The organism is Vibrio sp. D417a, assembly GCF_030248595.1.
In the GTDB taxonomy this organism is placed as follows: domain Bacteria; phylum Pseudomonadota; class Gammaproteobacteria; order Enterobacterales; family Vibrionaceae; genus Vibrio; species Vibrio alginolyticus.
In genome coordinates this window covers 158,356-183,714 of sequence record NZ_JAHGAM010000010.1, presented here as the reverse complement: position 1 = coordinate 183,714, position 25,359 = coordinate 158,356, and the positions used below count along the sequence as shown (strand labels likewise).

Sequence of the window (25,359 nt, the reverse complement as noted above, 5' to 3'; positions counted from 1 at the left end):
ACTGTTTGTTTTTACAGTCCATTAATCCTATACATCATAATGAAAGAAAAAATAACGCAATTTTTTCTCTTTCTTTTTCATGTTTTATTTTATTGAATATTAATTTTTACTAAATTAATGGAAGAGTTTGATTTGAACGTTTGCTTTTTGTGTTTTCATGTAATTTGGTCGCTATTTTTGAGTATTTGTTTTTAGGATGAATACAGTAGCAATTACTTAAGTAATAAAGTACTCAAAAATGGGGGTAGTGATTAATAAAACATCGTATTATTATCGCCCCATCTTGTATGTAACAAAGTATTACTAAAAATGAACAGAAATTACTATTTGCTTTTTCTCGCAGCTTTACTTGCTGGCTGTGGCGGTGGGGGAGACTCTAAGCCGAACAATACGAAGACACCAGCTACGATAACAAAGCAGAACCGTCCGCAATTAAAAGTGGAAGACACGGTATTGAAGTTTGAAGGAGTGGGAACGGTTACTGAAGCAAAACTGAGCAATGTACATGGGTCGGTATCTTACCAAGTCATTGATTCTAATCCGCCAAATGTCGTGAAAATTAATGACTCAGGAATACTACAAATTCTGCGCCCAGGAACGGCGACTATTCTTGCTACAGATAGTAGCTCTGCTTATGAATCTTCTGAAGCAAGGTTTTCTGTGACTGTAGAGCGAGGCATCAATACTGAACTTTCAGTGAGTGATCTGAATTTCAATGCGATTGAGTCAGAAGGAAAAGCGTTGATCGTCCGTGGCCAAAAAGGCGAACTGAGTTATGAGGTAGAAAGTGGTCATAACTTGATTCGTGTTGATGAGAACGGTTCGGTATATTCATTAGGTTCAGTTGGTCAGGCATCGGTGCTGATTACTGATTCAGGTAACGACTTTTACTTGCCGAAACAAGTTCGCGCTACGGTTAAACTGCATGCAGTAGCTCCGGGGCAATTACAGTTCGCTTTGCTTGAAGACGAGTATCGAGAAGGGTTGACGTTAGAACCAGTGCGTCTAGATAAAGCTCAAACGCAACGTATTTCTTACAAAATTATAAATAGCGTACCAGACAGCAAGGTGGCCGAGTTGCTAGATCCTGATACGGGTTTGCTTCTTGTTCATAATGTTGGTCGATTAACGGTTGAAGCGACTGCAACTTACAGCGACGCGTTTCTGGATAAACAGCAAACAGCGCAATTTTTTGTGGATATAAAACAAGGCAAGCGTCAAGAAATCAGGGCAGCGGATATCGTCACAACTTATGAGGAAGGTGGACGAATTTTCCCTAAGGTGACGAACGCCTACGGTGACTATGAGCTGAGAATCATTCGTGGTGAAGACGTTGTCGCTAAAACTGAAAATGGTGAAGCATTACTGATCAAAGGTGTTGGTGCTGCTGAAGTGGAAATTTACGAGCATGACATGCGTAATTATCCTGAAAGCAAAACTCGTTTTGATCTTGAAGTTAATCGCGCGCCTCATCCCGTTATAAAAGACATTGAAATGCCGCTTACCTATCAACCAAATCTTTCAATCCCTCTGGCGTTTAAAGGGCAAAAAGGTAACGTAAATCTAGTTAGCAGCTTACCTAATGGCTTACGAATGACTGACGGCAAGTTGGAGGTAGTGACTGCGGGTGAGTACGACCTTAAGTTTGAAGACGATGGTGGGGAGTTCTACCAACCTATTCAATTTAATGTCGTCATTAAAGTTGCAAAGGCTGAAGGCCAACCCATGGCAACGGACGATTATGACGTTGTATACAGCAACAAATACAGTTTTGATCTTCACCGTGATTTTGGTTTGAGTGCTGACGAGCAAATTGAGATTGTAGATAACACCGCACCAGATGTTGTCGGTGGTTTTAGTGAAGGACGTCTCCATGTGTATAAAGCGGGTAAAGCGACGCTAACTGTGCGCAGAAAAGAGAGCGCGAATTATACTGTTGGTCCTGATCAAAAAGTCTACGTGACAATTTTGAGTGCGCCGAGCCGAATTGAAGTTCAATCCGATGTGGAAGAGATTTGGAAGGTTGGCCAAACATTTGTTGCGCCGAAAATCTCTGGTACGGTTGGGGAAGTTACGTACCGATTTGCAGACAACGCAGCAACAGATGTAGTTTCCTTAAACAGCCAAACGGGTGCCATGCAAATTCTTAACGCGGGTAGCACAAAAATTATTGTTTCGGATGCGGGGGACGACAAAGTGGATCCGGGTGAAAGTAGTTTCTCGGTCACGATTAAACAAGGCACAAACCCTGTATCGGTTACTTACCCAACGGTAGAATTCTCCGCTGGTAGTGTTATCTCAGCAGTGATGAGTGGTGGGACTGCGAAGGCAAGTTACCGTCTTATTAACCAAAAAGATCCTGTGGTCGAGCTAGTTTCCCCTGATACGGGGCGTTTGAAGATTTTGCACGCAGGCGAGTACCAAGTAGAGGTTACTCTTACTGGACGCAACTACAAAGCTAAAACAATCGTCGTAAATGGCACTATTAACAAAGCGAATCACCCTGGTTTAAGTGCTTCTACAATGAAGGTGGAATTTGAACCATTTAAAAAGGTTAAGCTAGACTTTGGTACACCAATAGGAAACCGCAGCTATCAAATATCCAGCTCAACAATTAAAGGAGTCGCTTCATTAGATGTTGATAAGGAAGAGCTGACGTTACTTGACCTCCCACCAGTAAAAAGACGTTGGATTTCTCTTGACGTTTCGGAAGGAGAATCTCGAGATTACAAAGCGTTGGAAAGTAAGAAAGTCCAGCTGTATCTAAGCTTTGCAGATGAAGGTGTTGCGGATCAATATACATTGCTTGAAACTGAACAAACAGTATTGTTTAGCACGCTAAATGCACGTGAGTTTTCTAACTTAGAAGAAAGTGAGTTTGGTTTGATGAACGTTCGTTCAGTGCGTGAGCCAACGGACGAAGAATTGAAATTATACGGCAAAGGTAAGATTGCACTACTTGCATTCAAGCCGGTGGGTAACGATGACCAAACTCTAATAAAAGGAGCGTGGGTACACTTAGCTCGATTTGATGGATGTACATCAGAGCTGTTCGAAGATGATCTCAAGCCTTTTGAAGCAATTGACTATGATGACCCAGGGTACTGCACCAACGGCAGCACGATTCGTATGACTCGGTTCTTAATAATTGATGACTCGAAGATGGAAAAGGTAGAGTATGAGTTAGTAGCACCTGTGATTACTTACCGTCGTGGGGTTCGTGAATTTTTAGCAACGAATAAAGGTGGATTCTATGCCGACCCAAATGTCATTTACGGGAAAGGCGAATATGGTTACCCGAAATCACTTTACGAATGGTCGGTTATTAACATGAAGTATCAACCAAATTAATCATCGTTTGATACCCATTAAAAAAGGAGTGCGGAACAGCACTCCTTTTTTCGTCTGGCGAACACGAGCTATTTCGTGTAGCGCATCACCCCTTCTTGCACGGCGGTCGCCACTAAGTGACCTTGCTGGTTGTATATTTCGCCACGGACCAACCCACGAGTATTGCTCGCCGTTGGGCTCTCTATCGCATATAGAAGCCATTCATCCATCTTAAACGGACGATGGAACCAGATAGAGTGGTCAATGGTGGCCACTTGAAAGTTAGGCGTCATTAATGAGACTTCATGTGGATGCATTGCTGTCACAAGGAATCCCCAATCGGATGCGTAGGCCAGAAGGTACTGGTGAATTAGCTGATTCTCTGGCATTTCACCATTAGCACGAATCCAAAGGTACTGTTTGGGTTCTGCTTTTTTGGGCTTCAAAGGGTTGATAACCGTAACGGGGCGAGTTTCGATTGGCTTTTCCCCGCAAAATGTTTTGCGTAAGCGTTTGGGTAGAAATTCTGCAATATGGCTTGCGAGCTCACTCTCTGAGGCAAAGTTTTCTGGACCAGGGATATCTGGCATTTCTTTTTGATGATCAAACCCAGGTTGATCGCCATGGTAGGATGCGGTTAGGTAAAAAATAGGGCGTCCATTTTGAATTGCTTTTACGCGTCTAGTGCTAAAGCTACGGCCATCTCTCAGATTTTCTACATCATAAATAATAGGTTTTTCTGGATCGCCAGGGTACAAAAAATAGCTATGGAAGGAGTGTACCGTGCGTGTTTCTTCAACGGTGTAGCGCGCAGCAGAAAGCGCTTGCCCAATTACTTGACCGCCATAAACTTGAGGCAAACCTAGGTTTTCACTTTGGCCACGAAACAAGCCTTCTTCTAATTTTTCGAGTTGTAGTAGGCTGAGCAATTCTCGTAGTGGTTTACTCATTGTGTCTCCTCACCGTTGTCTTTCATTCCAAGTTACCTCAACAGCCTCACTCTTGTGAAGTGGCATAGTTAAGAACTATTGAGTAACTTAGAAATAGTATTGTTCCAATTATGAAACAAAATCAATTGTTTGATAAATTCTAACTCAGTCAAACTATTGTCAAATAAAGTGACAGGAAGCAGACAGTTTTATATTCCAGACCTATAATTGCTTCGGTTTAATGCTCTTTTCGAGGAATATATGAAAAAAACACTACTACTTGTTACTTCTCTACTCTTTGGGGCTGCGTTAGTGGGTTGCCAAACTTCTCAAAATACAGAAATGGAATCTACAGAAGCGTCAATGAAGACGATTACAGGTACAGTGGCTTATCGCGAGCGGATTGCCTTGCCACCAAACGCAGTGGTTACTATTGCGTTAGAAGATGTGTCCTTGGCGGATGCGCCAGCAAAAGTGTTGGCGAAACAGACATTCGAAACAGAAGGTAAGCAAGTTCCTCTTTCTTTTGAGTTGAGTTACGACAGCAATGAAATCAAACAAAACCATCGTTACAGCGTTCGTGCTCGCATTGAGGTAGATGGAAAGCTGCGTTTTATCAGCGACACACATAACGGTGTTATTACAGATGAAGCACAAACTCACCAATTAGATATTCGTCTAGTTGGAACACGTTAATACGACGTACTGAGAACAAAAAATGGCAGCTTAAGGCTGCCATTTGTATTTTTTAAGTGAAGTTTTGCCAACTTCCGAGACTTCAATCCCTTCTGCTTCTAATTTCTTTTTTTGTCGCTCTAAGTCTCTGCCTTTTAAAGATATTTTTCCTTGGCTATTTACCACTCTAAACCAGGGGAGTTTACTGCCTTCTGGTAAGTTACCCAGTGCTTTACCAACATGTCTCGCATAGCCCGGATAACCGGCCATTTTTGCAATTTCCCCATAGGTGGAGACTTTTCCTTTTGGAATTTGGTGAATTACAGCAAAGATTTGCGCTAAAAATTGGTCCATACTCAAAAGTGTCTATTTTGGATTACTAAGGAATGGTAAACCATTGGACTTGTATATTGCTAACGGTTCTTAACCCTTGTGTTGCCAGCGACTCACTTTGAAGAATTACATTTTCTGCTCTTTAGTGTCGTTGGTTGATGAGCCTTAAACAGCATGAAGCAAACGCAAGCTAAGCTTGAATCTAGACCCTCTCAACGACTTTCAATCCCAGTTTTTGCCGTTGAGTTACCAAGTAGGTGGGGAAGCCAGGAGGCGCTATGATTTTATCGACACTTCAATTTTTCGTTACGACCTTACTCGCTGTTGTCTGTGTTCGGGCGATGAGTTTGAGCGAGGGTGACATTCCCGTTCTTGCACTTATGATCCCCGCGCTGTGGGTTCTGCCACAAGGTGGGTTCGCTGGCTTAGTATTGCTGGGCGCGATGATGGCTTTTGGTGCGACACTCTCAATGCAGCCAATTGCTTTGTCGGTTGGTGTTTTGATCCTTTTCCCACTTTTAATGGTGGTATTTTCTCGTAGAAGCTCTTTAGGCGTGTTGCTCACCGCTGGTCTTATTGTACTTACACTGCAAGTTGGTCTTATGGTCACACAGCAAGGCGGTAAGCTGGATGGGTCTGCTTGGGTTACAGTGGTTCAAACCATTGCGGTTATGGCGATGTGGTGGTCGGCTGCGCATTGGACGCCATCCAATAAACACAGCTGGTGGCCGTTGTTTTTGTTGCTCCCATTGTGGATTGCAGGCCTACCGTACGCCGTTCTTATGGCGTTAAGTTTGACGGGAATGTTAGCGTCAATGGAAGCACTTGCGAAGCTTCAACATACCATTCGTTGGAGCAAATTATTATGTTGGACATTGCCGACTGTGGGTTTTGCCGCTTTAGTCGTCAGCCCGACCACGGATGTGCCAAACCCTGTTTTCGTGGTTTGGATCTGTTTGTTAGGGACGGCTTGGATGACTGACTATATTTTACGTAGTAGCGATGAACAGGCTGAATTATGAGTTTTTAGTCAGGTAAAAAGTGACATGTGCGGCAGAGTATCGAATTGGTTGTGGAACAAAATGGAGATTAGTATATGTTCTTCATTTCATATTTACTACACTTCCAATAATAATAACCACAATATAAGTGGTTGATTTAAGATAAGTTTGTCATGACAACTTTTGCTCGAACACTGTTGCTTTTTGCATGTTGCCTCTTGAGTTTGAATGTAAAAGCCGAAGCCCCTTTAATTGCTCATTATAAAGTCGCGACTGAAGCGGATGATGTCGTCACTCGTGTTCTTTTCAATGCTGCTTCAGAGGAGTTTGGCTTTACCGTTCAATACGTGAACTACTCCAGCTTTGATGCCATTCTAAATTCAGTAGCGAATGGGGAAGCGGACTTTGCTGCGAATATCACTTACACACAAGAACGTGCTCAACGTTTTAGTTATTCCCGCCCAACAAATATCGAATATACCTACCTCTTTGGTTTAAAAGATTCGACGTTGAGTGACATTTCGCGTGTTGGCGTCCCCAAAGATACAGTTTATGCCCAATTACTTAAACAACACTACCCTGAGCTAGAACAGATCTCTTATCAAGGTCACGAACAAGCAGTAACACTGCTACGTTCAGGTGCTGTGGACGGCGTTGTCGATGCCATTAACCAGCTCAAGCCGATGCTGATGGAGGGGTTTGACGCCAAGATGCTCAATGATCAGATTTCGATAAAGCCCGTATCCATCATCAGTAAAAAAGATCATCATCTTGAAGAGTTGGACACGTTCGCTACGTTTATTCACGGGGAAGCGGTGCAAAAGCAGCTTCGCGAAGAAATTTCCCAGTATCAATTTGAATTAAGGCGAGCAGCGTTGCGTGATTCTATTCGTTTATTACCCCTTGATTTTAATGAACCAATACGGATTAAGCTCGAATCTATCTTTCCATATGTTGTATACAACGCAGATGGTAGTGTCGAAGGGATGACGGCTGATGTAGTCCTGAGAAGTTGTGAGATCTTGGCTTTAAACTGCTTGATCATTAGTGAGCCTGGTGAAAGCTGGGGTTCTATGTACCATGAGTTTATCCAAGGTAATTTCGAAATTTTGGCGCCGTTAACGGTCAGCCGTGAGCGGCGCGCATTTAGCTACTTTCCAAAGTCCCATTACGCGCCAGCATCGGTGATGGTCAAGCGTTTAGGTTATAAGCCGAGCACATACTCTCATGTTTCACAGTTGATATCTGAGCGGATTGGCGTAGTTAAGGATGACTTTTTCGATCAAATGATGACGCAACTGTTACCGCTAAAAGAACTCAAACGTTATCGTACTCAACAAGAGCTCATTCAGGGGCTATTAAATGAAGAAGTCGATTACATTCCGATGGATACGGCGATGCTCAATCATTTTTTACGTCTCAGTGAATTGGTTCCGATAGAGCAGGATACCGCTATTGGCGAGTTTTATGAGTCACAACTCTCTGTTGGATTGGTCGCGAATGAAAAAGGAGCCATGCTTGCGCCTTTCTTCAGTCGAGCGATAGCGATGTTAGAAGTTGATAAGATCATTGCTCAGTACGATGTACGCCCAGATTGGCGTACCGCACTTGAATATGAGATTCGATTAGCGACGCAAACACAAGCTGTGTTTATCTTTGTATTATTGTTTGCTATTTGTGTTTCGCTTTATCTTTACCGTCAATCGAACACTGACAACTTAACAGGGTTAAGGAATCGTCGTGCGTTGCAAGTAAAGTATCGAAAAGGAGTAAACAAAGATCTATCCATACTTTACTTAGACATTAATCATTTCAAACGAATCAATGACACTTATGGTCATCGCGCTGGGGACGAAGTTTTACAACTACTGGCGCTAAAAATTCATTATGTCTGGTCGGGAAGATGTTATCGAATTGGAGGGGATGAGTTCATATTACTGGGTTATCCTACGCAAGCCGAGTTAACTAGAGCAATGAGAGAGCTCAGTAGAATCGATGTGAAAGGCAAATTATGTAGTGATTTGGAGTCTATAAGTATCTCTATTGGTTTCTCTGCAAAAAGGGAACGGCACATGAGCTTAGAGCAAGCGATGCATTTGGCTGATGAAGACATGTACATGAGTAAGCAGTCCTCACGGCACGACTCCTCTTATCGTGACTGTACGGTTTCATCATAAAGGAATGAATTGATCGAGTTTTGTTCAAACGGTAATGAAATGATGAAATTCAAGGTTTTTGCTCTTGCATTATGAGAGCTGATACTGAATAATCGCCCCATCGATTGAGGCAAGACCTCTCGAAAAGAATTATGGGGCTCTGGTCCTCTCGCAACAATAGCTCGTGAACTCGGTCAGGTCCGGAAGGAAGCAGCCGCAGCGTGTGACTTGTGTGCCGGGATGTGGCTGGGGTCCCACCCTTTGAAAGCCCTGCGTTATCGCAGGGCTTTTTTCGTTTTTGAGCCTTCTTTTATTTTGGCTACGCTTGGTGTTCAACGTCTTCTGATGATCAAGCTTCTTGAGGTTATTTAGGTATAATTTATAATCTCATCCGCTCGATACCGAACTTTCGTGAAGATTGTTTAGGGTACGCTCGTCGAATAACCATTTTCACCTGGGATACTTTAATGATTTCAAAAAACCAATTAAAACTGCTTCGTGCTTTAGGTCAAAAGAAACAGCGTAAAGCGCATGGCTTATTCCTAGTTCAGGGTGAAAAGAACGTACTAGAGCTAGCAAGTAGTTCATTGAAGGTGAAGCAGGTTTTTGCAACAGCGGCATTTCTCGAACAAAATGCTGGTACGCTAAATCGTTTTGATTGTGTTGAAGCATCGCTTGATGAATTGACCAAAGCGAGCACGCTTGTGAGCAATAATGCGGCCATTGCTGTGGTTGAAATTCCGAGTGTAAAAGAGCCTCAAGCGAAAGGCTTGATGATTGCGCTAGATGGTGTATCCGACCCTGGTAATCTAGGTACGATTATTCGTGTTGCAGACTGGTATGGCATCAAGCACATTATTGCGAGTACAGATTGTGCTGATCCTTATAATCCTAAAACGATCAGTGCGACCATGGGCAGCTTTGGCCGCGTACAAGTGAGTTTGGTGGATTTGCCAAGTTACTTGGAACACGCCAAATTGCCAGTATATGGCGCGTTTTTGGAAGGAGAGAGCGTTCATAAAACGGATTTCGCTGCTGAAGGTATTTTGTTGATGGGCAGCGAATCTCATGGTGTGCGCGAAGCCGCAGCAAAATTCGTGACAGATAAAATCACGATTCCGGCGTTTGGCGGTGCCGAATCACTGAATGTCGCGATGGCGACTGGCATTATTTTAGACAACATGCGCCGCCAACATAGCTAACGCAACAATTACTTAATAACAAAGCCAGTCAATTTGACTGGCTTTGTTGTATTTATTGCCTAGAAAAATCAGCCTGGCTGAATCTTGCGTTTAACGAAATACAGTGAATGTTGTTCGGTGAGTTAATTTTGTTTTAGTTCAATAGGCTGTGCCTATAAATAAAATTACTCCTTTCCATTTAGTAAAATCAGGAAATTAGGCGACACTTATCTAAAGGCCGCAATAAAATGCCCTTAAGGAGATAAGAATGCATTCATTAAAAGTAAAAGATTACATGACGTTGCAAGCGGTGACTTTCACGAAAGATATGTCACTTTCGGCAGCTTTAAACAAAGTAATGCAAAGTGTCACACTAGGTGGCCCTGTCATTGATGAAAATGAAAAAGTGGTTGGGTTTTTATCGGAGCAAGACTTATTAGATAAGTTGGTGAAAGCAAGTTATCACTGCCAAGATACACATACGGTACAAGAGTGTATGCATGATGATGTCTTATCTGTTTCTCCAGAAATGTCAGTAATTGAACTGGCTGACATGATGAAAGTTGGAAAGCCGAAAATGTATCCAGTGGTGGATGGCAAAGGTAAGTTGGTTGGTGTTATCACAAGAAGAGACGTGCTGCGTGCCATAGGAATGACATTAAATGAGTGCTTTAAGCATCCCGTTTAACCTCTCTGTTTAAACTTTACGGAATATTGCTTTTAAACTGGTTTGGAAAGACGCTTTGGCGTCTTTTTTATTTTCTATCGCCGAACTGTACAAATTTATCTTGACCTTGGAGCTTACTCTAAGGTTTATCCTTAGCAATAGGTAAATCACCGATACCAATAAGGAAAAAATTATGTGTACAAAACATCAAGGTTGCCAATCTAGCAAAATCAAAACTGCGGTGCCGCTTGGTGCAAGCGAGTCATGCTGTGCGCCAGTAAAATCTTCGCTCAATATCTCTCAGGCCAGTGTTGATGTTTCTGAAAGCTCTTGCTGTAGTGGAGGAGGCCGCAGCGTAGATACAGGCGAGGAAGACGATCCCACAAGGGAGAGTAATTCCTCCGTTCGGAACGCTTGGCTTGTGTCAGGTATGGATTGCCCATCTTGTGCGCAAAAGCTTGAGAAAGCCATTACGTCTTTACAAGGCGTCAGCCAAGCCAAGGTTTTGTTTGCAACAGAAAAACTGGTCGTCGATTTTGATGGTCGAGAGCTGATAGCTACGATAGAGCAGACAGCCCAAAAAACGGGTTTCCCGCTCTCTTCACTGGATGCTCCAAAACCAAGCACTACAAAGAAAGGCTGGCTTGGCGTCATAAGAGACAACATCCAAATTCTCTCGATTGCTGGTGCAATGGCTACTGCGGCAGTAATTTCTAAGATCGACCCTCAAATAAGCGCTTGGTTATTCACTTTGACGTGTTTACTTGGTTTATACCCAATCGCGCTCAAAGCATTTAAGTTGGCGCGTAGCGGTACGCCTTTTGCGATTGAAACGTTAATGAGTGTAGCGGCGCTCGGCGCTTTATATTTAGGTGAAACCGCCGAAGCCGCAATGGTGTTATTGCTTTTCCTTATTGGTGAAAAGTTAGAAGCATATGCATCATCTCGCGCGCGAAGCGGTGTCCAGGCGTTAATGGACTTAGTCCCAGAAAATTCAATTTTAATTATTGATGGAGAGCGTAAAGAAGTACCAGCTGCTCAGCTTAAACCAGGGGATATCATAGAAGTCGCACCCGGAGGTCGTTTGCCTGCCGACGGTGTTTTGCAAGATGCGCTTGCGAGTTTTGACGAAAGTGCGTTAACGGGAGAATCTGTTCCCGTTGAACATCAAACCGGTGGCAAAGTGATGGCCGGGGCTGTGGTTGTCGATAAAGTGGTTCGCTTACAGGTGACTTCCCGTCAGGGCGAGAATGCGATAGACCGAATTCTTCATTTGATTGAAGAAGCCGAATCTCGTAAGGCACCATTAGAACGCTTTCTTGATAAATTTAGCCGTTGGTATACGCCGCTAATGATGCTGGTGTCTCTGATGGTTATCGTTACGCCGCCATTACTATTTGCCCAACCGTGGGAAACGTGGATCTATCGAGGACTCGCCCTTCTGTTGATTGCTTGTCCATGTGCATTAGTAATTTCAACGCCGGCGGCGATCACTTCTGGCTTGGCGGCAGCTGCTAAGCGGGGCGCATTGATCAAAGGTGGTGCGGCGCTTGAGTTGCTTGGCAAGGTTGAGTCTGTCGCATTTGATAAAACTGGGACACTGACGCAAGGTAAACCAGAAGTGACTGACGTCTTTGCTTTTGATATGGATGAAGACAAGTTACTTAGCCTAACTGCGTCAATCGAGGTTGGTTCAAGTCATCCTCTAGCGGTTTCTTTAGTTACCAAAGTGCAAGAGCAGGGGCTTACTATTCCTGAAGCGTTGGATAAAACCGCGCAAGTAGGCTCTGGTGTCACTGGTTACGTCGATGGAAAAATGGTCCAAGTGGTCACGCCTTCAAAGGCAGACTTTCCACTTTCTCAAGAAGCCAAAGAGCAAGTGGTTACGTTGGAACAACAAGGTAAAACGGTTGTCATTGTGCGTTACGATGACGAGGTCATTGGCGTGATCGCATGGCAAGATACATTGCGCTCAGATGCCCAGCAAGCCATCGCAATGTTGAAGGAACTTGGGGTCACGTCGGTGATGCTAACGGGTGACAACCCGAGAAGTGCAGAAGCAATGGCAAATAGAATAGGCTTGGATTATAAAGCGAGTTTGTTACCTGCAGACAAGGTGCATTACGTCGAGAAGCTATCACAACAACATACCGTTGCGATGGTGGGAGACGGTATCAATGATGCTCCAGCCATGAAAGCTTCGAGTATCGGCATTGCGATGGGAGGCGGTACGGATGTTGCGCTCGAGACTGCTGATGCGGCGTTAACACACAACCGGTTGATTGAGCTACCTGCCATGATAGAACTGTCGCGTGCGACGCTAAGTAACATTCGTCAGAATGTCGCGTTAGCGCTAGGTTTGAAAGGTTTATTCTTAGTGACAAGTTTACTTGGTGTTACTGGGTTGTGGGTTGCTGTATTAGCCGACAGTGGTGCAACAGCACTGGTGACATTGAATGCGTTGAGATTACTTCGTTTTGAGTCCAGGCAGATCAAATAACTGACCTAACCATTGATCCCACTCATTAATAGCCCGAGGCATTCGTGTATCGGGCTTTTTTTAACCGTATTAACCTGATGCGATCAGACGTTTTTCTCGTCCTTGAAATCACGCATTGCTATGCAACAAAATGATCTAACGCCCCTTAAAGTGTGATCAATACCAGTTTTGTTTGAAATTTCATTTTCATTACATTTTATCATTGTGATTGTGATCACTCTATGTTGGTGAAAGGTTCGCTACAGTGCATCTGTACCCAATAACTGATTAATGAGCTTATTGTTCATAAAATAAGCCACAATAAGGAGCGACTTATGTCTCAAGCTGTATTCCATTTAGGTGTTACTGAAGCTGATCTTAATGGTGCGACTCTAGCGATCATTCCTGGTGACCCAGCGCGTGTTCAAAAAATCGCAGAACAAATGGAAAATCCAGTATTTCTAGCAAGCCATCGTGAATACACGCTATACCGTGCAGAGCTAGACGGTAAACCTGTTGTGGTTTGTTCTACAGGTATTGGTGGTCCTTCTACCTCTATCGCAGTTGAGGAATTGGCACAGCTTGGTGTTCGTACTTTCCTACGTGTTGGTACAACGGGTGCAATTCAACCGCATGTAAACGTGGGTGACATGATCGTAACGACGGGGTCAGTTCGTCTTGACGGAGCGAGCCTACACTTTGCTCCTATGGAATTCCCAGCAGTTGCTGACTTTGAAGTAGCAACCGCAATGAAAGCAGCGGTAGAAGAGTCTGGCGCTACAGTTCACATGGGTGTGACTGCATCAAGCGACACGTTCTACCCTGGTCAAGAACGTTACGATACGTTCTCTGGTCGTGTTGTTAAGCGTTTCCAAGGCTCTATGCAAGAATGGCAAGACATGGGCGTACTTAACTTCGAGATGGAGTCTGCAACACTGCTAACAATGTGTGCGAGCTCTGGTTTAAAAGCGGGTTGTGTGGCAGGTGTTATCATCAACCGTACACAAAAAGAGATTCCAGATCATTCAACTCTGAAAGAAACGGAAGCGCGTTCAATCAAAGTGGTTGTAGAAGCAGCGCGTAAAATGCTTTAAGCCCCTATAGTTGGCATTTAAACAAACAGAAAAAACCAGAGGCTAACCTCTGGTTTTTTTCTAGTTATAGAAATGCGTACAGCTAAAATTTAGGTATAAAAAAAGCAGCATTAATGCTGCTTTTTATCGTTGTGAATTTTAGCTTTTCTTAATGGCACTATATCTCGTCTGAACCGCCCGCGTCTTTAAACCAAGCAGTTAAGTGCGTTCTTAAATCTTTAAGCTCATCAGGGCCAATCAGGGCTAGCCCTAAGTCTTCAGCACGAGTAATGTCATTGTGACGAAGAGGACGGAAGCTCACCAACATTGCGCGCGCTTGTAAGCCACCTAATAGATCGCGAAGCGATTCTAACTTATATAAAGTATCGTCGCCGTCATCTCTCATGCCTTTGGTTTTGCACTCGATGATGTGCAGCTTGTTGTTTACAACTGTTGCGACATCTAACTCATTGCGTACTTCACTTTCACCAAGTTTGCGATAAACCTGAACATTTAACGATCGATCTTGGATCGTTGGCATGGTGTCTTGGATTTGCTTCACGGTGCTGTGAACCAAAGTTTCTAACCACTCACCGTTTGAAAAGCGTCGAGCATCTTCATCTGCAAACGTTAAAACGCCATTCTCATAGGTGGCGATTTCTGCTTCTACTAAATCTGAAAGCAACATGTTGAGCTCACGGTAGCCCTGCTGTTTTTCGGAGAGCTCGACATCAAGCTTTTGTTCTTTGCGGCATGTGGTTGCAAGGTAGTTAAGTGTTGCTAGACCTGGCCCAAGTTCAAGCGCATTTGAGGCCCATCGTTCACCAAGTTCATACAATTTTTTATCAAGAAGAGGTGGTAAATCAACGTGGTGAAACTCGCCGCGTGCACCAAAGATAGTGAGGTAATCTGCAATCGTAATGTGATCTTCGACTTGGGTATCTTCTTTGCCATCAGGGTATAACCAACAAAGCTTATCGCTACTAGGCTCTACCACAAAAATTGGCCAGCGATAGGTACGGAAAACTTCGTACACCGACAACAAGCGATGACGAAGACCACAGCTCGCGTTCAATTTTACATCTTCGCCGCGTTCATGGAGGTCTTTTGCCAGTTTTTGAATTGCTTGTTTGATCAGAGATGTATTAACAGCGGATGGAATTTCAAAAAATTCAGAAGTAATTTCTCGTTGATCTAAAACGGCACTCAGTCGGTCAAATATATCTAACTGGCTCTTGTCTCCGATGAAGACGATATGTGTGCTTAGCGTACGATTATCTAATAGAGGAGTGACCAATCTCACTGGGTCTTGGTCGATAATACCAACATGAACAGCCATAGATTTTCCTTTTTATGAGGCCGCTCGAAAAGAGTTGTGCAAGGGGATGAGCTGGCCTTATTAATCATATGTAGACATGGCCGACAAAAAACAAGGGCGACTTAACAAAAAGTCGCCCTTATACAGTTGATTGCACTAATTAATGCTCTTAATTATAAAGTATTTATAACTTAAATCGGTGGACCAATTCATTTTGCTGATGAGCCAAGTGGGTCAGTGATTCACTGGTTTGTGCGATATTCGACATGGCTTGGAAACTTTCATCGGCGATGCTGTTGATATCTTCGATGCTGCGAGCAATGTCTGTTGATGTTTCACTTTGCTCTGCTGCTGCTTGTGAAATGTGCGTACTCATTTGGCTGATTTCGATGATTAGCGCCTGGATCTCTTCCATTGAGCTGTTCGCTTTTGACGCTTGCTCAACCGACATCTCCATATCGCTCATACAGCTTTGTATTACTTGGTTTGCCGATTGTGAGCTAGATTGCAGATTACTGATCATAGATTCAATTTCAGTGGTTGATTGAGTCGTTCTTGATGCGAGTACTCGTACTTCATCTGCCACTACCGCGAAGCCGCGACCTTGTTCACCAGCGCGAGCCGCTTCAATTGCCGCGTTCAATGCCAGTAGGTTGGTTTGCTCCGCAATGTTGCGGATCACATCAAGGATAGATCCAATTTGACCACTCATCTTTTGTAGCTCAGAAACTGCGGAAACCGATTCGTTCAAACGTGTTTCTAGTTGATTAATGGTTGAGATGTTACTGCTCATAACATTTCTGCCTTCTTCAGAGGCAGATTCGACGCGTTGCACCATTTCTAGCGAGCCTTGCGCACTTTGCGCGACTTCTTGCACTGAATGAGACATTTCAGTCATCGCAGTAGCGACGTTTGCCGTTTGTTCGCGTTGAGAGCTCAATTTAATTTGTGCTTGCGAAGAGGTGCGTTCGTTGGTTGTCGCGGTTGACGATAGGTTTTCTGACGCTTCGTTGAGTTTCACCAAGATCTCGTGAAGGTTGTCGGCGAGTGAGTTAATGTGTCCACTCACACGGCTGAATTCGTTGTTATAGCGAATGTCGATACGCTGTGTCATATCACCTTCAGTCAGGCTTTCTAACACTTTTAGAATACGAGTCAACGGTTCGCGAACGCTTTGTGCGATGTGGTAGCCAATAGCTGTCGCGAGTAAAACGACAATAACGCCAATGATGATGGCTTTCGTTACACCCGCCGAATATATGTCACCTGCGTCTGCCAATGATTCATTGAGCTTATCTGTTGCGGTTGTCGTGAATTGCTCAAGAATCGCCATGGTTGAATCCACTTTATTTGCTAGGTTGGCGATATTGTTATACAAAGCGGCGCGGGCATTGAGGTAATTATTATGTTGGTCTAGCACACCGCCACGCATACCAACGTCACGAGTAAATTGCTCTACAGATTCGCCAAAAGCTTTTTCTAGCTCAGGAAGTTGAGTCACCAACCCGCGGAATGCGTAATTCAAGTGCGTTACTGCTTTGCGGTTTTTAGCTACGGCTTGCGTAACAAACTCAGGGTTGGAACTGGCGAGGGCATCAGAGGTAATTACTTCGGCATCTTTTAACTTGATAAAGTAGCTCTTTGCCATGACTTTGACAGAAATGCTGGTTTGATCTGCCACATATTCTTTAAGACCAACCGAAAGTTCGGTATTCAGTTTTTGGAAGCGGCGTGAGGATTTTTGCACTTCTTCTTGAGCCGCGAACATTGCTTCGTAGTTGTCCATGGCCTCTAGAGCTTCTGTAAAATAGCTCTGCTCTAACGTTTTTAACTGTGAAAACGGTTCGGCAAGAGAAGGGTAGATTTGGCTTGCGATTTTCAGTTGAGCCAATGTGGATTCGAAGCGTTGTTGAGATCTAGCAAATTCCTGACGCATTTCATCCATGCGTTGTTTATTCTCTGTCGTCAGGAAGTCTTTAAATGATTTGTCGGCAGAAAGCAGCTCAACACTGGTTTGATTAGATAACGATACCAACGGTAGGGATGATTTAGAAACCGTGCCAAATTTTCCGTGAATATCACTCATTCCTCCCATCATAATGGCAATTGTGACGGCAAATAGGATGATGATCAGTGCAAAGCCGGCATACATCCTTTTAATAACTGAACCTCGCATAAGTGAGCTTCCTCTCCCAAAAATAGACAAGCTACCCAAGTATTTTTGAATTTACTTGGGTATAAAAATAATAATTGTCTTAAAAAAGTAACAAAATTCATTGGATTGTATTCAGTTTGTGATGCGCATTTTATGACGCACACGACAAAAAAAGCTTCGTTAATTAGCATTTGATTAATAATGTTAAGTGAACACTGTTTTTATTGAGCTCCGCTTTTGGTTGGCGCATACTAATTGGGGTCTAATTACGTTTATAAAATGGAGTCCTCATGGCGGAAGAAACGATCTTTAGTAAAATTATTCGCAAGGAAATCCCTGCCGATATCCTTTATCAAGATGATTTGGTGACTGCGTTTCGCGACATTAACCCTCGCACACCAAGCCATATTCTCATTATTCCGAATAAACTGATCCCAACAACGAATGATGTAGAAGCTGAAGATGAAGCAATGATGGGGCGTTTGTTCACTGTTGCTAGAAAGTTGGCGAAAGAAGAAGGTATTGCTGAAGACGGCTATCGCCTGATCGTTAATTGTAATCCACATGGTGGCCAAGAGGTTTACCATATTCACATGCACCTACTAGGCGGCCGCCCTCTAGGTCCAATGGTATTGAGCTAAGCTTTTAAAAGTGGGTGGCGATTCACCCACTTCTTTTTCCTGTCGAATGACACATTTGTGGAGATAAATGTGAAACTAGGTGTAAAGCTGTTAGGGCTGATGAGCTGGGCTTTAATGGCCTCTGGCTGCGCGAATTTATCTGCGGGCAATCTGTTTAGTCATTACAGCAACCAGAATCAAGAAGTTTATCAAGCCGTTGTTGCAGGGGAATATGCCAAAGCAAAACAACTTCAATCAAGTGAAGTGGGTGGCGAGATACTTGGCAATTTTGAAAAAGGTCGCATCTCTTTTCTTGCTGAAGATTACCCAACAAGTTTGAATGCGCTAGAAAGCAGCGATCGTGCCGTACGTGTTCAACAAGATCGAGCGACGATATCTGTGTCAGACACGGCAACGAGCGTCGGCTCTCTCGCAGTGAACGACAATCTCCAAGATTATCATCCCGCCGATTACGAACTTGGCTTTTTGCACCTGTATCTAGGACTAAATTACTTACAGAAAAACGATTTAGAAGGGGCACTAGTTGAAGTGCGTCGAGCTAATCAAGTTCAGGAAGCAGCAAGAAAGGCGCGTGAAAAAGAGCTAAAAGCAGCAGAGAAAGACCTTAACAAGCAAGGCATGTCTGCCAATTTAGGCAGTGTGTTAGCGAACTACCCTGATGCTGGTAAAAAACTAAGCGCGGTACAAAATGGTTATCTGTTCTATCTTTCTGGCTTGTTATATGAAGCGTCGCGAGACTTAAACAGTGCTTATGTTGATTACCGACGAGCACTCGCTGTAATGCCAGACAACAAGCAAGTTGTGGAAAGCACCTTATACGCTGCTAAGAAGCTGGGCATGCGTGAAGACTTGCGTATGCTAGAGAAGCGGTATGGTAAAGCACCTTCTGGATTAACTCAGTCACAAGGGCGAGTCATCGTTATTGATGAGCAGGGTGTTGTTGAGGCGATGAAAGGGTGGCGTATTGATTTACCAATTTACGACAGTCGCGATAATGGCGCGATTTATTCGTTGGCGCTTCCTTATTATCAGAACCGAGGTGCTCAACGTTTTAGCGATGTTGTTTTAAATGGTCAGGTATTGCCTTCCAGTACGCTGACTGATGTTAATGCGATGGCGCAAAACGATCTTAATGAACGTCTTACTACAATAGTGATCCGTCAAGCTCTTCGTGTTTGGGCAAAGGATCGAATCCGAAAAGAGGCGGCGAAAAAAGGCGATGATGTGGGCAACATACTTTTCAATGTATGGAACACATTGACCGAACAGCCAGATACGAGAAGTTGGCAAACATTGCCAGCGCAAGTGAAAACGGCTTCAAAAATCGTGAAACCGGGAACACAAAGTTTAAACTTGGGTGATCAAACCTATCAGTTTGAAGTGCCTGCACAGCAGACTACATTGGTATGGGTATCTCGTCAGGGAGCACACTCAACCGTGTGGCATAAACAGCTAGGGAGACTGTAATGAAAGCATGGCTTGTTTGTTTAGCAATGGCTATTGGTTTAGTTGGATGCGCCGAAAACACGGCTGGTATTCGAATTGATGGCCAAACGCAAAAAGTATTTTTTAATGATAACGTTTTAGGTAGTCGCTTATTAGTTGACAACATCACCACCACTTACGTTGATGATCGCCCACGAGGAGTCGTGCAGCTGAGTAGCAATTACAAAGGTGATCAGCACATTCTTTACCGATTTTATTGGTATGACAACAATGGTTTAGAAGTGAATACCAAACCTGGTCCGTGGCGAAAAATGATTGTGCGAGGATTTGAGCAAGTCACGTTATCTGAAGTTACTGTGAATCCAAATGGCACAAAATTCCGTGTGCAAATTAGAGAAGCACAAGACGATTAATCTTAACGGCTCTGCCGAAGCTGCCGCGCTAACGATGCGCTGGTATTGAAAAACTAAGGAACTCTCATGAAAAAAAGTATTATTGCTCTTTTAGGTCTTGCCGTTATTTTAGGTGGCTGTTCTAACAAAGTCTCTTACGGCGATGCGCAAGCAACAGAAACCACGACTATCGATTTTGGCTCAACAGATTTACAAAAAATCGCGGCTGAAATGGTGGATAGCATGATGATGTCGGGCTCTGTAGCAGCAATTACTCGTGACCAACGTCCTATCGTTTTTGTTGAGCGAATTAAGAACAAAACCAGTGAACATATTGACACTGAATCCATTACTGACACGATCTCTACTAAGATGTTGAACTCAGGTAAGTTCCGCTTTGTTGATATGGATCGTGTTGAGTCTGTGCGTGAACAACTTAACTTCCAAAACACGGATGAGCTTGTTAACCAAAGCACAGCGATCCAATTTGGTAAAATGGTTGGTGCTCAATACATGCTTTACGGCAACCTATCTAGCATTGTGAAAAATGCAGGTAGCGATAAAGATGTATACTACAAGATGACCATGCGCCTAATGGACCTAGAAACAGGTTTGATTGAGTGGGCGGATGAAACTGAAATTCGTAAAGCGCAATCTAAGAGCCTATTCGGTCTTTAATCGAACAGGGTGGAGAAGTCATCAATGGCATGGTTTTCTTGGCAACAAGCAAAACAGTTAGATCCGAGTCTTAACGCTCTCGATGGCTTCTTTACGGAGCCTCCGGTAAAAGTACAAACTGTTACCGGGGGGCTCACCAACCGTTGTTGGCGGTTGGAATCTTCTCAAGGCCTTGCATACATCTGGCGACCGACCAGTCATGTCTGCAAGGCTTTTTCAATTTCTCGTCACAGTGAATATCAAGTGCTGAATGCAGTCTCTTCATTGGAAATTGGCCCCAAGCCAGTTTTTATTCATGAGCAAGGGTTGCTGGTGGAATGGATAGAAGGAGAGGCTCTGACGGAGTCAGGCTTAGCACTAAGCAATTTATTATCCATTGCGGCGAAGATTCATCAATATCCGATAAGCGCAATTCCTTTGGTTCCATTTTCATATATTTCTCGCATCGATCATTATTGGCTTGAGCTTGATGGTCAGTATGTGGGTACGGAGTTTGAGGCTTTGTACATGAAGTGGCGTACGGAACCGAACGTTGCACCTGTTCCGCTTGCCCTATGTCACTTCGATCTGGGGTGTTACAACCTAGTGCGAGGGGAGAGTGGGGTGAAAGTCATTGATTGGGAGTATGCCGGGATTTCTGACCCTAGGCTAGATTTGACCTTAACTATTCAGGTCGCGAATGCGCCTGTGGAAGAAGCGGTAAAGCAGTATTGCCAAATTCGAGGTATCGAAGATGTGTCTCTTTGGCTGAGAGGTGTACACGCTTGGCAACCAAGAACCTTGGTGATGGCGATGCTCTGGTATCTACTTGCCTATAAATTGTGGGGAACTGAACAATACTTAAACAGTGCGTATGAGTTGAAAGGCTCATTGTGTATGGAAGATCACTGTTTTGAGAACTCGTAATATTTTCCCCTTTAACAGTAAGGAAATAGTGGTAGTTTTAATAAAAGTACCAGATACACACAGGGAGAGGTACACATGATTATTTACTTACACGGCTTTGACAGTACAAGCCCGGGCAACCACGAAAAAGTTCTTCAACTGCAATTTATCGACGACGACGTTCGTTTTATCAATTACAGCACCCTTCACCCAAAGCACGACATGCAACACTTGTTAAAAGAAGTGTCTAAAGTTATCGATCAATCTGATGACCCAAACCCGTTAATCTGTGGGGTTGGTTTAGGTGGTTACTGGTCTGAGCGAATTGGTTTTCTATGCGGTATCAAGCAAGTGATGTTCAACCCGAACTTGCACCCAGAAAAAACGATGGCTGGTCGAATCGATCGCCCAGAAGAGTATGAAGATATCGCAACAAAATGTGTTGATCAGTTCCGGGCGAAAAATCAAGCGCACTGCTTAGTGATTCTCTCTAAAGATGATGAAGTGCATGACAATTCGAAAACGGCAGCTGAGTTAGAAAAACACTATCAAATCATTTGGGATGAAACTCAGTCTCATAAGTTCAAAAAAATCTCTCATCATTTACAAGCGATAAATGCATTTAAAAATACTTACTAATGTTGAGTGTAGACAGTAAAGCGGCGTTTTTATCGGCTGCTTTGCTGCGATTCCTTCTCTTGAGTATGCCGAGCCACTGTCTCTTTGAAAGGCACATTTTCTTGGTTTAACGCTTTGAATATTGTGTTCTCCTTACCGTTTTCTTACTTCCCTCCTATGTAGCACGAACACCTTGTTGTAGAGTAGTCGAAAAGTAGTCAATCCGTACTCGTTACACGGATTTTGGTTGCCTTCAAAGTTGGTCTCTATATAATGAACCGGACTAAAATAATTTGATAAATATCAAAAAAAATTGAGAGCGAGTAATAAACTTGCCCAAAAAATTCTGGCGTCGTATGCGTACCAGATAAACATGCCAAACCCTGACAAGTCATTGATAGATAAAGCATCAAGGTGAGTGGCAGTTTTTTAATCCAAGTAATTGAGACACCTCTAAGAACCAAGAATTCATCGGTTGGATGGATGCCACAAATATTTGTGAGTCATGCATCGAGCTGAACCCCATATATTCATTTTTGTAGAGGAAAATCATTGTGACACGCATTATCGTTGTAGGCGGCGGTGCAGGTGGTCTTGAGTTGGCAACTAAGCTTGGTCGAACTCTAGGTCGCAAAAACCGTGCGCAAATTACGCTAGTCGATCGAAAAGCGAGCCACTTGTGGAAGCCATTATTGCATGAGGTTGCTACAGGTTCTTTGGACGAAGGAGTAGATGCACTGAGCTATCGAGCTCATGCAAAAAACCACAGCTTCGACTTCCAAATGGGTAGCCTTCAAGACATCGACCGTGAACGTAAAGTGATCATCTTAAGTGAGCTTAAAGACGAACACGGTGAACTTCTTATGCCAAGCCGTGAGCTAGAATACGACATTCTAGTGATGGCGATTGGCTCGACATCAAACGACTTCAACACGCCTGGCGTTCGTGAAAACTGTATTTTCCTAGACAGCCCTGAGCAAGCACACCGTTTCCGTACAGAAATGAACAACGAGTTCCTAAAGCTGCATGCGAAAAACGGTAACGGTACGGTCGATATTGCGATTGTTGGTGCTGGTGCAACTGGCGTTGAACTATCAGCTGAGTTACATAATGCTGTTAAAGAGCTGCGCACTTATGGCTTCGGTGATCTTGATTCTAGCAAGTTGAACGTCAATCTGATTGAAGCAGGTGAGCGTATTTTACCAGCGTTACCTCCACGTATTTCTTCTGCTGCTCATCAAGAGTTGGTGAAGTTGGGCGTAAACGTGCGCACCGCCACTATGGTGACTAAAGCTGAAAAAGATGGCCTTACTACAAAAGATGGTGAGAAGATCCCAGCTCAAATCATGGTTTGGGCTGCGGGTATCAAAGCTCCAGACTTTATTAAAGATATCGCTGGCTTAGAAACGAACCGTATCAATCAGCTTGTAGTGAAAAACACACTACAGACAACACGAGATGATGACATCTTTGTTATTGGTGACTTAGCACAATGCACCCAGTCTGACGGTTCGTTCGTGCCGCCACGCGCTCAAGCTGCACACCAAATGGCAAGCCAGGCATTTAGTAACATCGTCGCGAAGATCAACGGGCGCGAGTTGAAAGACTATGTATATAAAGATCACGGTTCATTAGTGTCTCTAAGTCGCTTCTCAACCGTTGGTAGTCTGATGGGGAACCTAACTAAAGGGTCGATGATGGTAGAAGGCCGTATTGCTCGTGTCGTTTACATCTCATTGTATCGCATGCACCTAATGGCGTTGCACGGTGTATTCAAAACCGGTCTGATGATGCTCGTTGGCCGCATTAATCGCGTGCTGCGTCCAAACCTTAAGCTGCACTAAGGTTTTAAATCCACTCTGTGTGGATGTGTTGTATCTTAAAAAATGCAGAAGCCACCGCAAGTCGGTGGCTTTTTGTTTATGTTAGGTCTGTCGGTAAAAGTGAGAACACAACGCCATCTTTAGGCTTACCCTGAAAAATAAACCGGTTTCTGGCGATGGCTTCTTTTTGTGCACCGACGGACTCAATTAAGGCTTGGCTAGCTTCGTTGTCGGGGTCACAAACAATCTCTAGTCGAGTTAAACTTAGCTTTGCGAAGCAGAATTCTGCTAAGGCTTTAACGGCTTCTTGGGCATAGCCTTGCCGTTGATAGCGGTCGGCAACCCAGTAACCAATACTCGCCATATTAAACGTATGATATAACTCATTAACCGCTGCCATTCCAACCAAAGTGTTACTTTGCCGCTCATAGATACCGAAACCAAAAGCCTCAGTTTTGACCCAGTTAAGACGGGTTGCCAACAGAAAGTCCTGCGCGGTTTTCAATGTGACGCTTTTATCACACCAGTCAAGCCATTGGTGCAGCGAAGGGGATTCTGCAAGTAATCGTTGTAGTGAATGTGCTTCTTCAGCAGGGATGAGCTTGAGCGCTAAGCGGGGCGCAATGATTTCAAAGTCTGGACTCATGAACTAATACGACTTCCATGTTGAGTGTAAGTAAATTGAAAGCTGTCTATTTATACTTGAACGCAGCTATTTTCCTTGCTCTGCGTTGGTTAGGAATAACTGAGGTACAGCAGATAAAAACAAAGCGCAGCTTTGCTGCGCTTTGTCGAACCGCTCGTGCTTATCGAACCCGACGAACTTGAATGATCATACCCATCAACGGGTTATCTAGGTAATGAGTCTCGCTGCTACGCATACGACGTTTTTGATCCATTCGATAACTCTTCAGGAATTTCTCTTCGGTTACTGTCGGCGATATTTCTGCCAAGTTACCGACTTGGACGTTACCATCTACTTCACCTAAGTCATCCGCCAATTGCTCAGTTGAGGTTGGTTCAAAACGCACCTCTCTAACACTTGGTTCGCGCAGATCTAGTGTTGTTTCGGCGAAGAGGTAATGCTGTACGTATATTTGGAATCGACCATCTAGTTCATATAAAGGACCATTGACCGTCTCTTCACTGTAACCGTCGCTGGAAAATGTTTGATTGCCATTGATTGGGCGGCCATCTGCTTGATAAGAATCAGAGAAATCTCGCCCGCCAACGATGCGGAAAATTGGGGCGCTAGATTTACCTCGGTCACCTTGACGCCAGGCTACGTGTTTCAGCACTTTAAAGCCGGCATGATTATTTAGTGCCGCTTCTTGTGCGTTGAGACGGAAAGAAGAACTTGGCAAAAGTGTCACGCCTTTAGAGCGGCGGTAGGATTCACTCTCTAGGCTACCGACATTTTCCATATCGATTTTTGGCAGTTGATTCGGCCAAGATTCTGTTGTGCTTTCAGCGTCGACTGCTCGCTTGAAAATGATCACTTCAATATCAAATTGGCGCTGTGCCCAAGAGGGCATTGAGACACATAGAAGCAATAACGGGATCAGTATTCTCATTCGAC

At 43.9% G+C, this 25,359-nt stretch carries 21 protein-coding genes and 1 other RNA gene; 16 read left to right on the top strand and 6 right to left on the bottom strand.

Annotation, left to right across the window (positions count from 1 at the left end; all coding sequences use genetic code 11):
- Window positions 1–309: 309 nt before the first annotated feature.
- Complete coding sequence (locus tag KI742_RS11740) at window positions 310–3,351, top strand: cadherin repeat domain-containing protein (protein WP_285386150.1); 3,042 nt, start codon at window positions 310–312, stop codon at window positions 3,349–3,351.
- A gap of 68 nt (window positions 3,352–3,419) precedes the next feature.
- Here KI742_RS11740 and tesB read toward each other — a convergent pair whose 3' ends face one another.
- Complete coding sequence (tesB, locus tag KI742_RS11735; RefSeq protein ID WP_005378575.1) at window positions 3,420–4,280, bottom strand: acyl-CoA thioesterase II; 861 nt, start codon at window positions 4,278–4,280, stop codon at window positions 3,420–3,422.
- A gap of 240 nt (window positions 4,281–4,520) precedes the next feature.
- Here tesB and KI742_RS11730 point away from each other — a divergent pair, with 240 nt between their 5' ends.
- A complete protein-coding gene (locus tag KI742_RS11730; RefSeq protein ID WP_285386151.1) occupies window positions 4,521–4,955 on the top strand; it encodes a YbaY family lipoprotein in 435 nt (144 codons plus the stop codon).
- 30 nt (window positions 4,956–4,985) lie between these two features.
- Here the strand turns inward: KI742_RS11730 and KI742_RS11725 are convergent, their stop codons facing one another.
- Entirely contained in the window at window positions 4,986–5,288 is a 303-nt protein-coding gene (locus KI742_RS11725) for a DNA base-flipping protein (RefSeq protein WP_005378570.1), read from the bottom strand.
- 257 nt (window positions 5,289–5,545) lie between these two features.
- Here KI742_RS11725 and KI742_RS11720 point away from each other — a divergent pair, with 257 nt between their 5' ends.
- From KI742_RS11720 to udp, 7 genes are all read left to right on the top strand, one after another.
- Window positions 5,546–6,289, top strand: a complete 744-nt coding sequence (locus KI742_RS11720) for a hypothetical protein (protein WP_005389942.1) — start codon at window positions 5,546–5,548, stop codon at window positions 6,287–6,289.
- Window positions 6,290–6,441: 152 nt separating this feature from the next.
- Window positions 6,442–8,445 carry a GGDEF domain-containing protein gene (locus KI742_RS11715; protein WP_005389940.1) on the top strand — a complete coding sequence of 668 codons (2,004 nt, stop codon included), beginning with the start codon at window positions 6,442–6,444 and terminating at the stop codon, window positions 8,443–8,445.
- 137 nt (window positions 8,446–8,582) lie between these two features.
- Window positions 8,583–8,679: signal recognition particle sRNA small type (gene ffs, locus KI742_RS11710), an RNA gene on the top strand.
- 212 nt (window positions 8,680–8,891) lie between these two features.
- Complete coding sequence (locus tag KI742_RS11705) at window positions 8,892–9,626, top strand: RNA methyltransferase (protein WP_005378485.1); 735 nt, start codon at window positions 8,892–8,894, stop codon at window positions 9,624–9,626.
- A 247-nt stretch (window positions 9,627–9,873) separates the two neighbouring features.
- Window positions 9,874–10,293, top strand: a complete 420-nt coding sequence (locus KI742_RS11700; protein ID WP_005378483.1) for a CBS domain-containing protein — start codon at window positions 9,874–9,876, stop codon at window positions 10,291–10,293.
- Window positions 10,294–10,465: 172 nt separating this feature from the next.
- A complete protein-coding gene (locus KI742_RS11695) occupies window positions 10,466–12,772 on the top strand; it encodes a zinc/cadmium/mercury/lead-transporting ATPase (protein WP_005389935.1) in 2,307 nt (768 codons plus the stop codon).
- A gap of 314 nt (window positions 12,773–13,086) precedes the next feature.
- The gene (udp, locus tag KI742_RS11690) at window positions 13,087–13,845 is read left to right on the top strand and encodes a uridine phosphorylase (protein ID WP_005378479.1); all 759 of its coding nucleotides are present in this window, start codon (window positions 13,087–13,089) and stop codon (window positions 13,843–13,845) included.
- A 157-nt stretch (window positions 13,846–14,002) separates the two neighbouring features.
- On the opposite strand, the gene KI742_RS11685 is transcribed toward udp, so the two are convergent.
- Both KI742_RS11685 and KI742_RS11680 read right to left on the bottom strand, forming a co-directional pair.
- On the bottom strand, window positions 14,003–15,163 hold the full coding sequence (locus KI742_RS11685; RefSeq protein WP_005378476.1) for a DUF1887 family protein: 1,161 nt from the start codon (window positions 15,161–15,163) through the stop codon (window positions 14,003–14,005).
- A gap of 163 nt (window positions 15,164–15,326) precedes the next feature.
- A complete protein-coding gene (locus KI742_RS11680) occupies window positions 15,327–17,318 on the bottom strand; it encodes a methyl-accepting chemotaxis protein (RefSeq protein WP_285386152.1) in 1,992 nt (663 codons plus the stop codon).
- Between the two features lie 269 nt (window positions 17,319–17,587).
- On the opposite strand from KI742_RS11680, the gene hinT reads away from it, so the two are divergent.
- The 7 genes from hinT (at window position 17,588) to KI742_RS11645 (ending at window position 23,801) form a co-directional block, all read left to right on the top strand.
- Complete coding sequence (gene hinT, locus KI742_RS11675) at window positions 17,588–17,938, top strand: purine nucleoside phosphoramidase (RefSeq protein WP_005378473.1); 351 nt, start codon at window positions 17,588–17,590, stop codon at window positions 17,936–17,938.
- Window positions 17,939–18,007: 69 nt separating this feature from the next.
- Window positions 18,008–19,405 (top strand): COG3014 family protein, encoded by a 1,398-nt coding sequence (locus tag KI742_RS11670; protein WP_025766940.1) that lies wholly within the window; start codon window positions 18,008–18,010, stop codon window positions 19,403–19,405.
- Window positions 19,405–19,797, top strand: a complete 393-nt coding sequence (locus tag KI742_RS11665; RefSeq protein WP_005378469.1) for a YcfL family protein — start codon at window positions 19,405–19,407, stop codon at window positions 19,795–19,797. The genes KI742_RS11670 and KI742_RS11665 overlap by 1 nt, the downstream gene beginning before the upstream one ends.
- Before the next feature lie 66 nt (window positions 19,798–19,863).
- On the top strand, window positions 19,864–20,454 hold the full coding sequence (gene lpoB, locus KI742_RS11660; protein ID WP_005378467.1) for a penicillin-binding protein activator LpoB: 591 nt from the start codon (window positions 19,864–19,866) through the stop codon (window positions 20,452–20,454).
- 24 nt (window positions 20,455–20,478) lie between these two features.
- A complete protein-coding gene (gene thiK, locus KI742_RS11655) occupies window positions 20,479–21,360 on the top strand; it encodes a thiamine kinase (protein ID WP_285386153.1) in 882 nt (293 codons plus the stop codon).
- 75 nt (window positions 21,361–21,435) lie between these two features.
- Window positions 21,436–21,978, top strand: a complete 543-nt coding sequence (gene ycfP / locus KI742_RS11650) for an alpha/beta hydrolase YcfP (RefSeq protein ID WP_285386155.1) — start codon at window positions 21,436–21,438, stop codon at window positions 21,976–21,978.
- 533 nt (window positions 21,979–22,511) lie between these two features.
- Window positions 22,512–23,801, top strand: a complete 1,290-nt coding sequence (locus KI742_RS11645; RefSeq protein WP_005378463.1) for an NAD(P)/FAD-dependent oxidoreductase — start codon at window positions 22,512–22,514, stop codon at window positions 23,799–23,801.
- A gap of 76 nt (window positions 23,802–23,877) precedes the next feature.
- Here KI742_RS11645 and KI742_RS11640 read toward each other — a convergent pair whose 3' ends face one another.
- Both KI742_RS11640 and KI742_RS11635 read right to left on the bottom strand, forming a co-directional pair.
- A complete protein-coding gene (locus tag KI742_RS11640) occupies window positions 23,878–24,426 on the bottom strand; it encodes a GNAT family N-acetyltransferase (protein ID WP_258664181.1) in 549 nt (182 codons plus the stop codon).
- 160 nt (window positions 24,427–24,586) lie between these two features.
- Window positions 24,587–25,354 (bottom strand): peptidoglycan binding protein CsiV, encoded by a 768-nt coding sequence (locus KI742_RS11635; RefSeq protein WP_021707672.1) that lies wholly within the window; start codon window positions 25,352–25,354, stop codon window positions 24,587–24,589.
- Between the last annotated feature and the right edge of the window lie 5 nt (window positions 25,355–25,359).

What these genes read in the sequence shown, in the direction of transcription:
- KI742_RS11740 (WP_285386150.1), top strand. Translation starts at nt 310, where the DNA reads ATGAACAGAAATTACTATTTGCTTTTTCTCGCAGCTTTACTTGCTGGC.
- tesB (WP_005378575.1), bottom strand. Translation starts at nt 4,280, where the DNA reads ATGAGTAAACCACTACGAGAATTGCTCAGCCTACTACAACTCGAAAAA.
- KI742_RS11730 (WP_285386151.1), top strand. Translation starts at nt 4,521, where the DNA reads ATGAAAAAAACACTACTACTTGTTACTTCTCTACTCTTTGGGGCTGCG.
- KI742_RS11725 (WP_005378570.1), bottom strand. Translation starts at nt 5,288, where the DNA reads ATGGACCAATTTTTAGCGCAAATCTTTGCTGTAATTCACCAAATTCCA.
- KI742_RS11720 (WP_005389942.1), top strand. Translation starts at nt 5,546, where the DNA reads ATGATTTTATCGACACTTCAATTTTTCGTTACGACCTTACTCGCTGTT.
- KI742_RS11715 (WP_005389940.1), top strand. Translation starts at nt 6,442, where the DNA reads ATGACAACTTTTGCTCGAACACTGTTGCTTTTTGCATGTTGCCTCTTG.
- KI742_RS11705 (WP_005378485.1), top strand. Translation starts at nt 8,892, where the DNA reads ATGATTTCAAAAAACCAATTAAAACTGCTTCGTGCTTTAGGTCAAAAG.
- KI742_RS11700 (WP_005378483.1), top strand. Translation starts at nt 9,874, where the DNA reads ATGCATTCATTAAAAGTAAAAGATTACATGACGTTGCAAGCGGTGACT.
- KI742_RS11695 (WP_005389935.1), top strand. Translation starts at nt 10,466, where the DNA reads ATGTGTACAAAACATCAAGGTTGCCAATCTAGCAAAATCAAAACTGCG.
- udp (WP_005378479.1), top strand. Translation starts at nt 13,087, where the DNA reads ATGTCTCAAGCTGTATTCCATTTAGGTGTTACTGAAGCTGATCTTAAT.
- KI742_RS11685 (WP_005378476.1), bottom strand. Translation starts at nt 15,163, where the DNA reads ATGGCTGTTCATGTTGGTATTATCGACCAAGACCCAGTGAGATTGGTC.
- KI742_RS11680 (WP_285386152.1), bottom strand. Translation starts at nt 17,318, where the DNA reads ATGCGAGGTTCAGTTATTAAAAGGATGTATGCCGGCTTTGCACTGATC.
- hinT (WP_005378473.1), top strand. Translation starts at nt 17,588, where the DNA reads ATGGCGGAAGAAACGATCTTTAGTAAAATTATTCGCAAGGAAATCCCT.
- KI742_RS11665 (WP_005378469.1), top strand. Translation starts at nt 19,405, where the DNA reads ATGAAAGCATGGCTTGTTTGTTTAGCAATGGCTATTGGTTTAGTTGGA.
- lpoB (WP_005378467.1), top strand. Translation starts at nt 19,864, where the DNA reads ATGAAAAAAAGTATTATTGCTCTTTTAGGTCTTGCCGTTATTTTAGGT.
- thiK (WP_285386153.1), top strand. Translation starts at nt 20,479, where the DNA reads ATGGCATGGTTTTCTTGGCAACAAGCAAAACAGTTAGATCCGAGTCTT.
- ycfP (WP_285386155.1), top strand. Translation starts at nt 21,436, where the DNA reads ATGATTATTTACTTACACGGCTTTGACAGTACAAGCCCGGGCAACCAC.
- KI742_RS11640 (WP_258664181.1), bottom strand. Translation starts at nt 24,426, where the DNA reads ATGAGTCCAGACTTTGAAATCATTGCGCCCCGCTTAGCGCTCAAGCTC.
- KI742_RS11635 (WP_021707672.1), bottom strand. Translation starts at nt 25,354, where the DNA reads ATGAGAATACTGATCCCGTTATTGCTTCTATGTGTCTCAATGCCCTCT.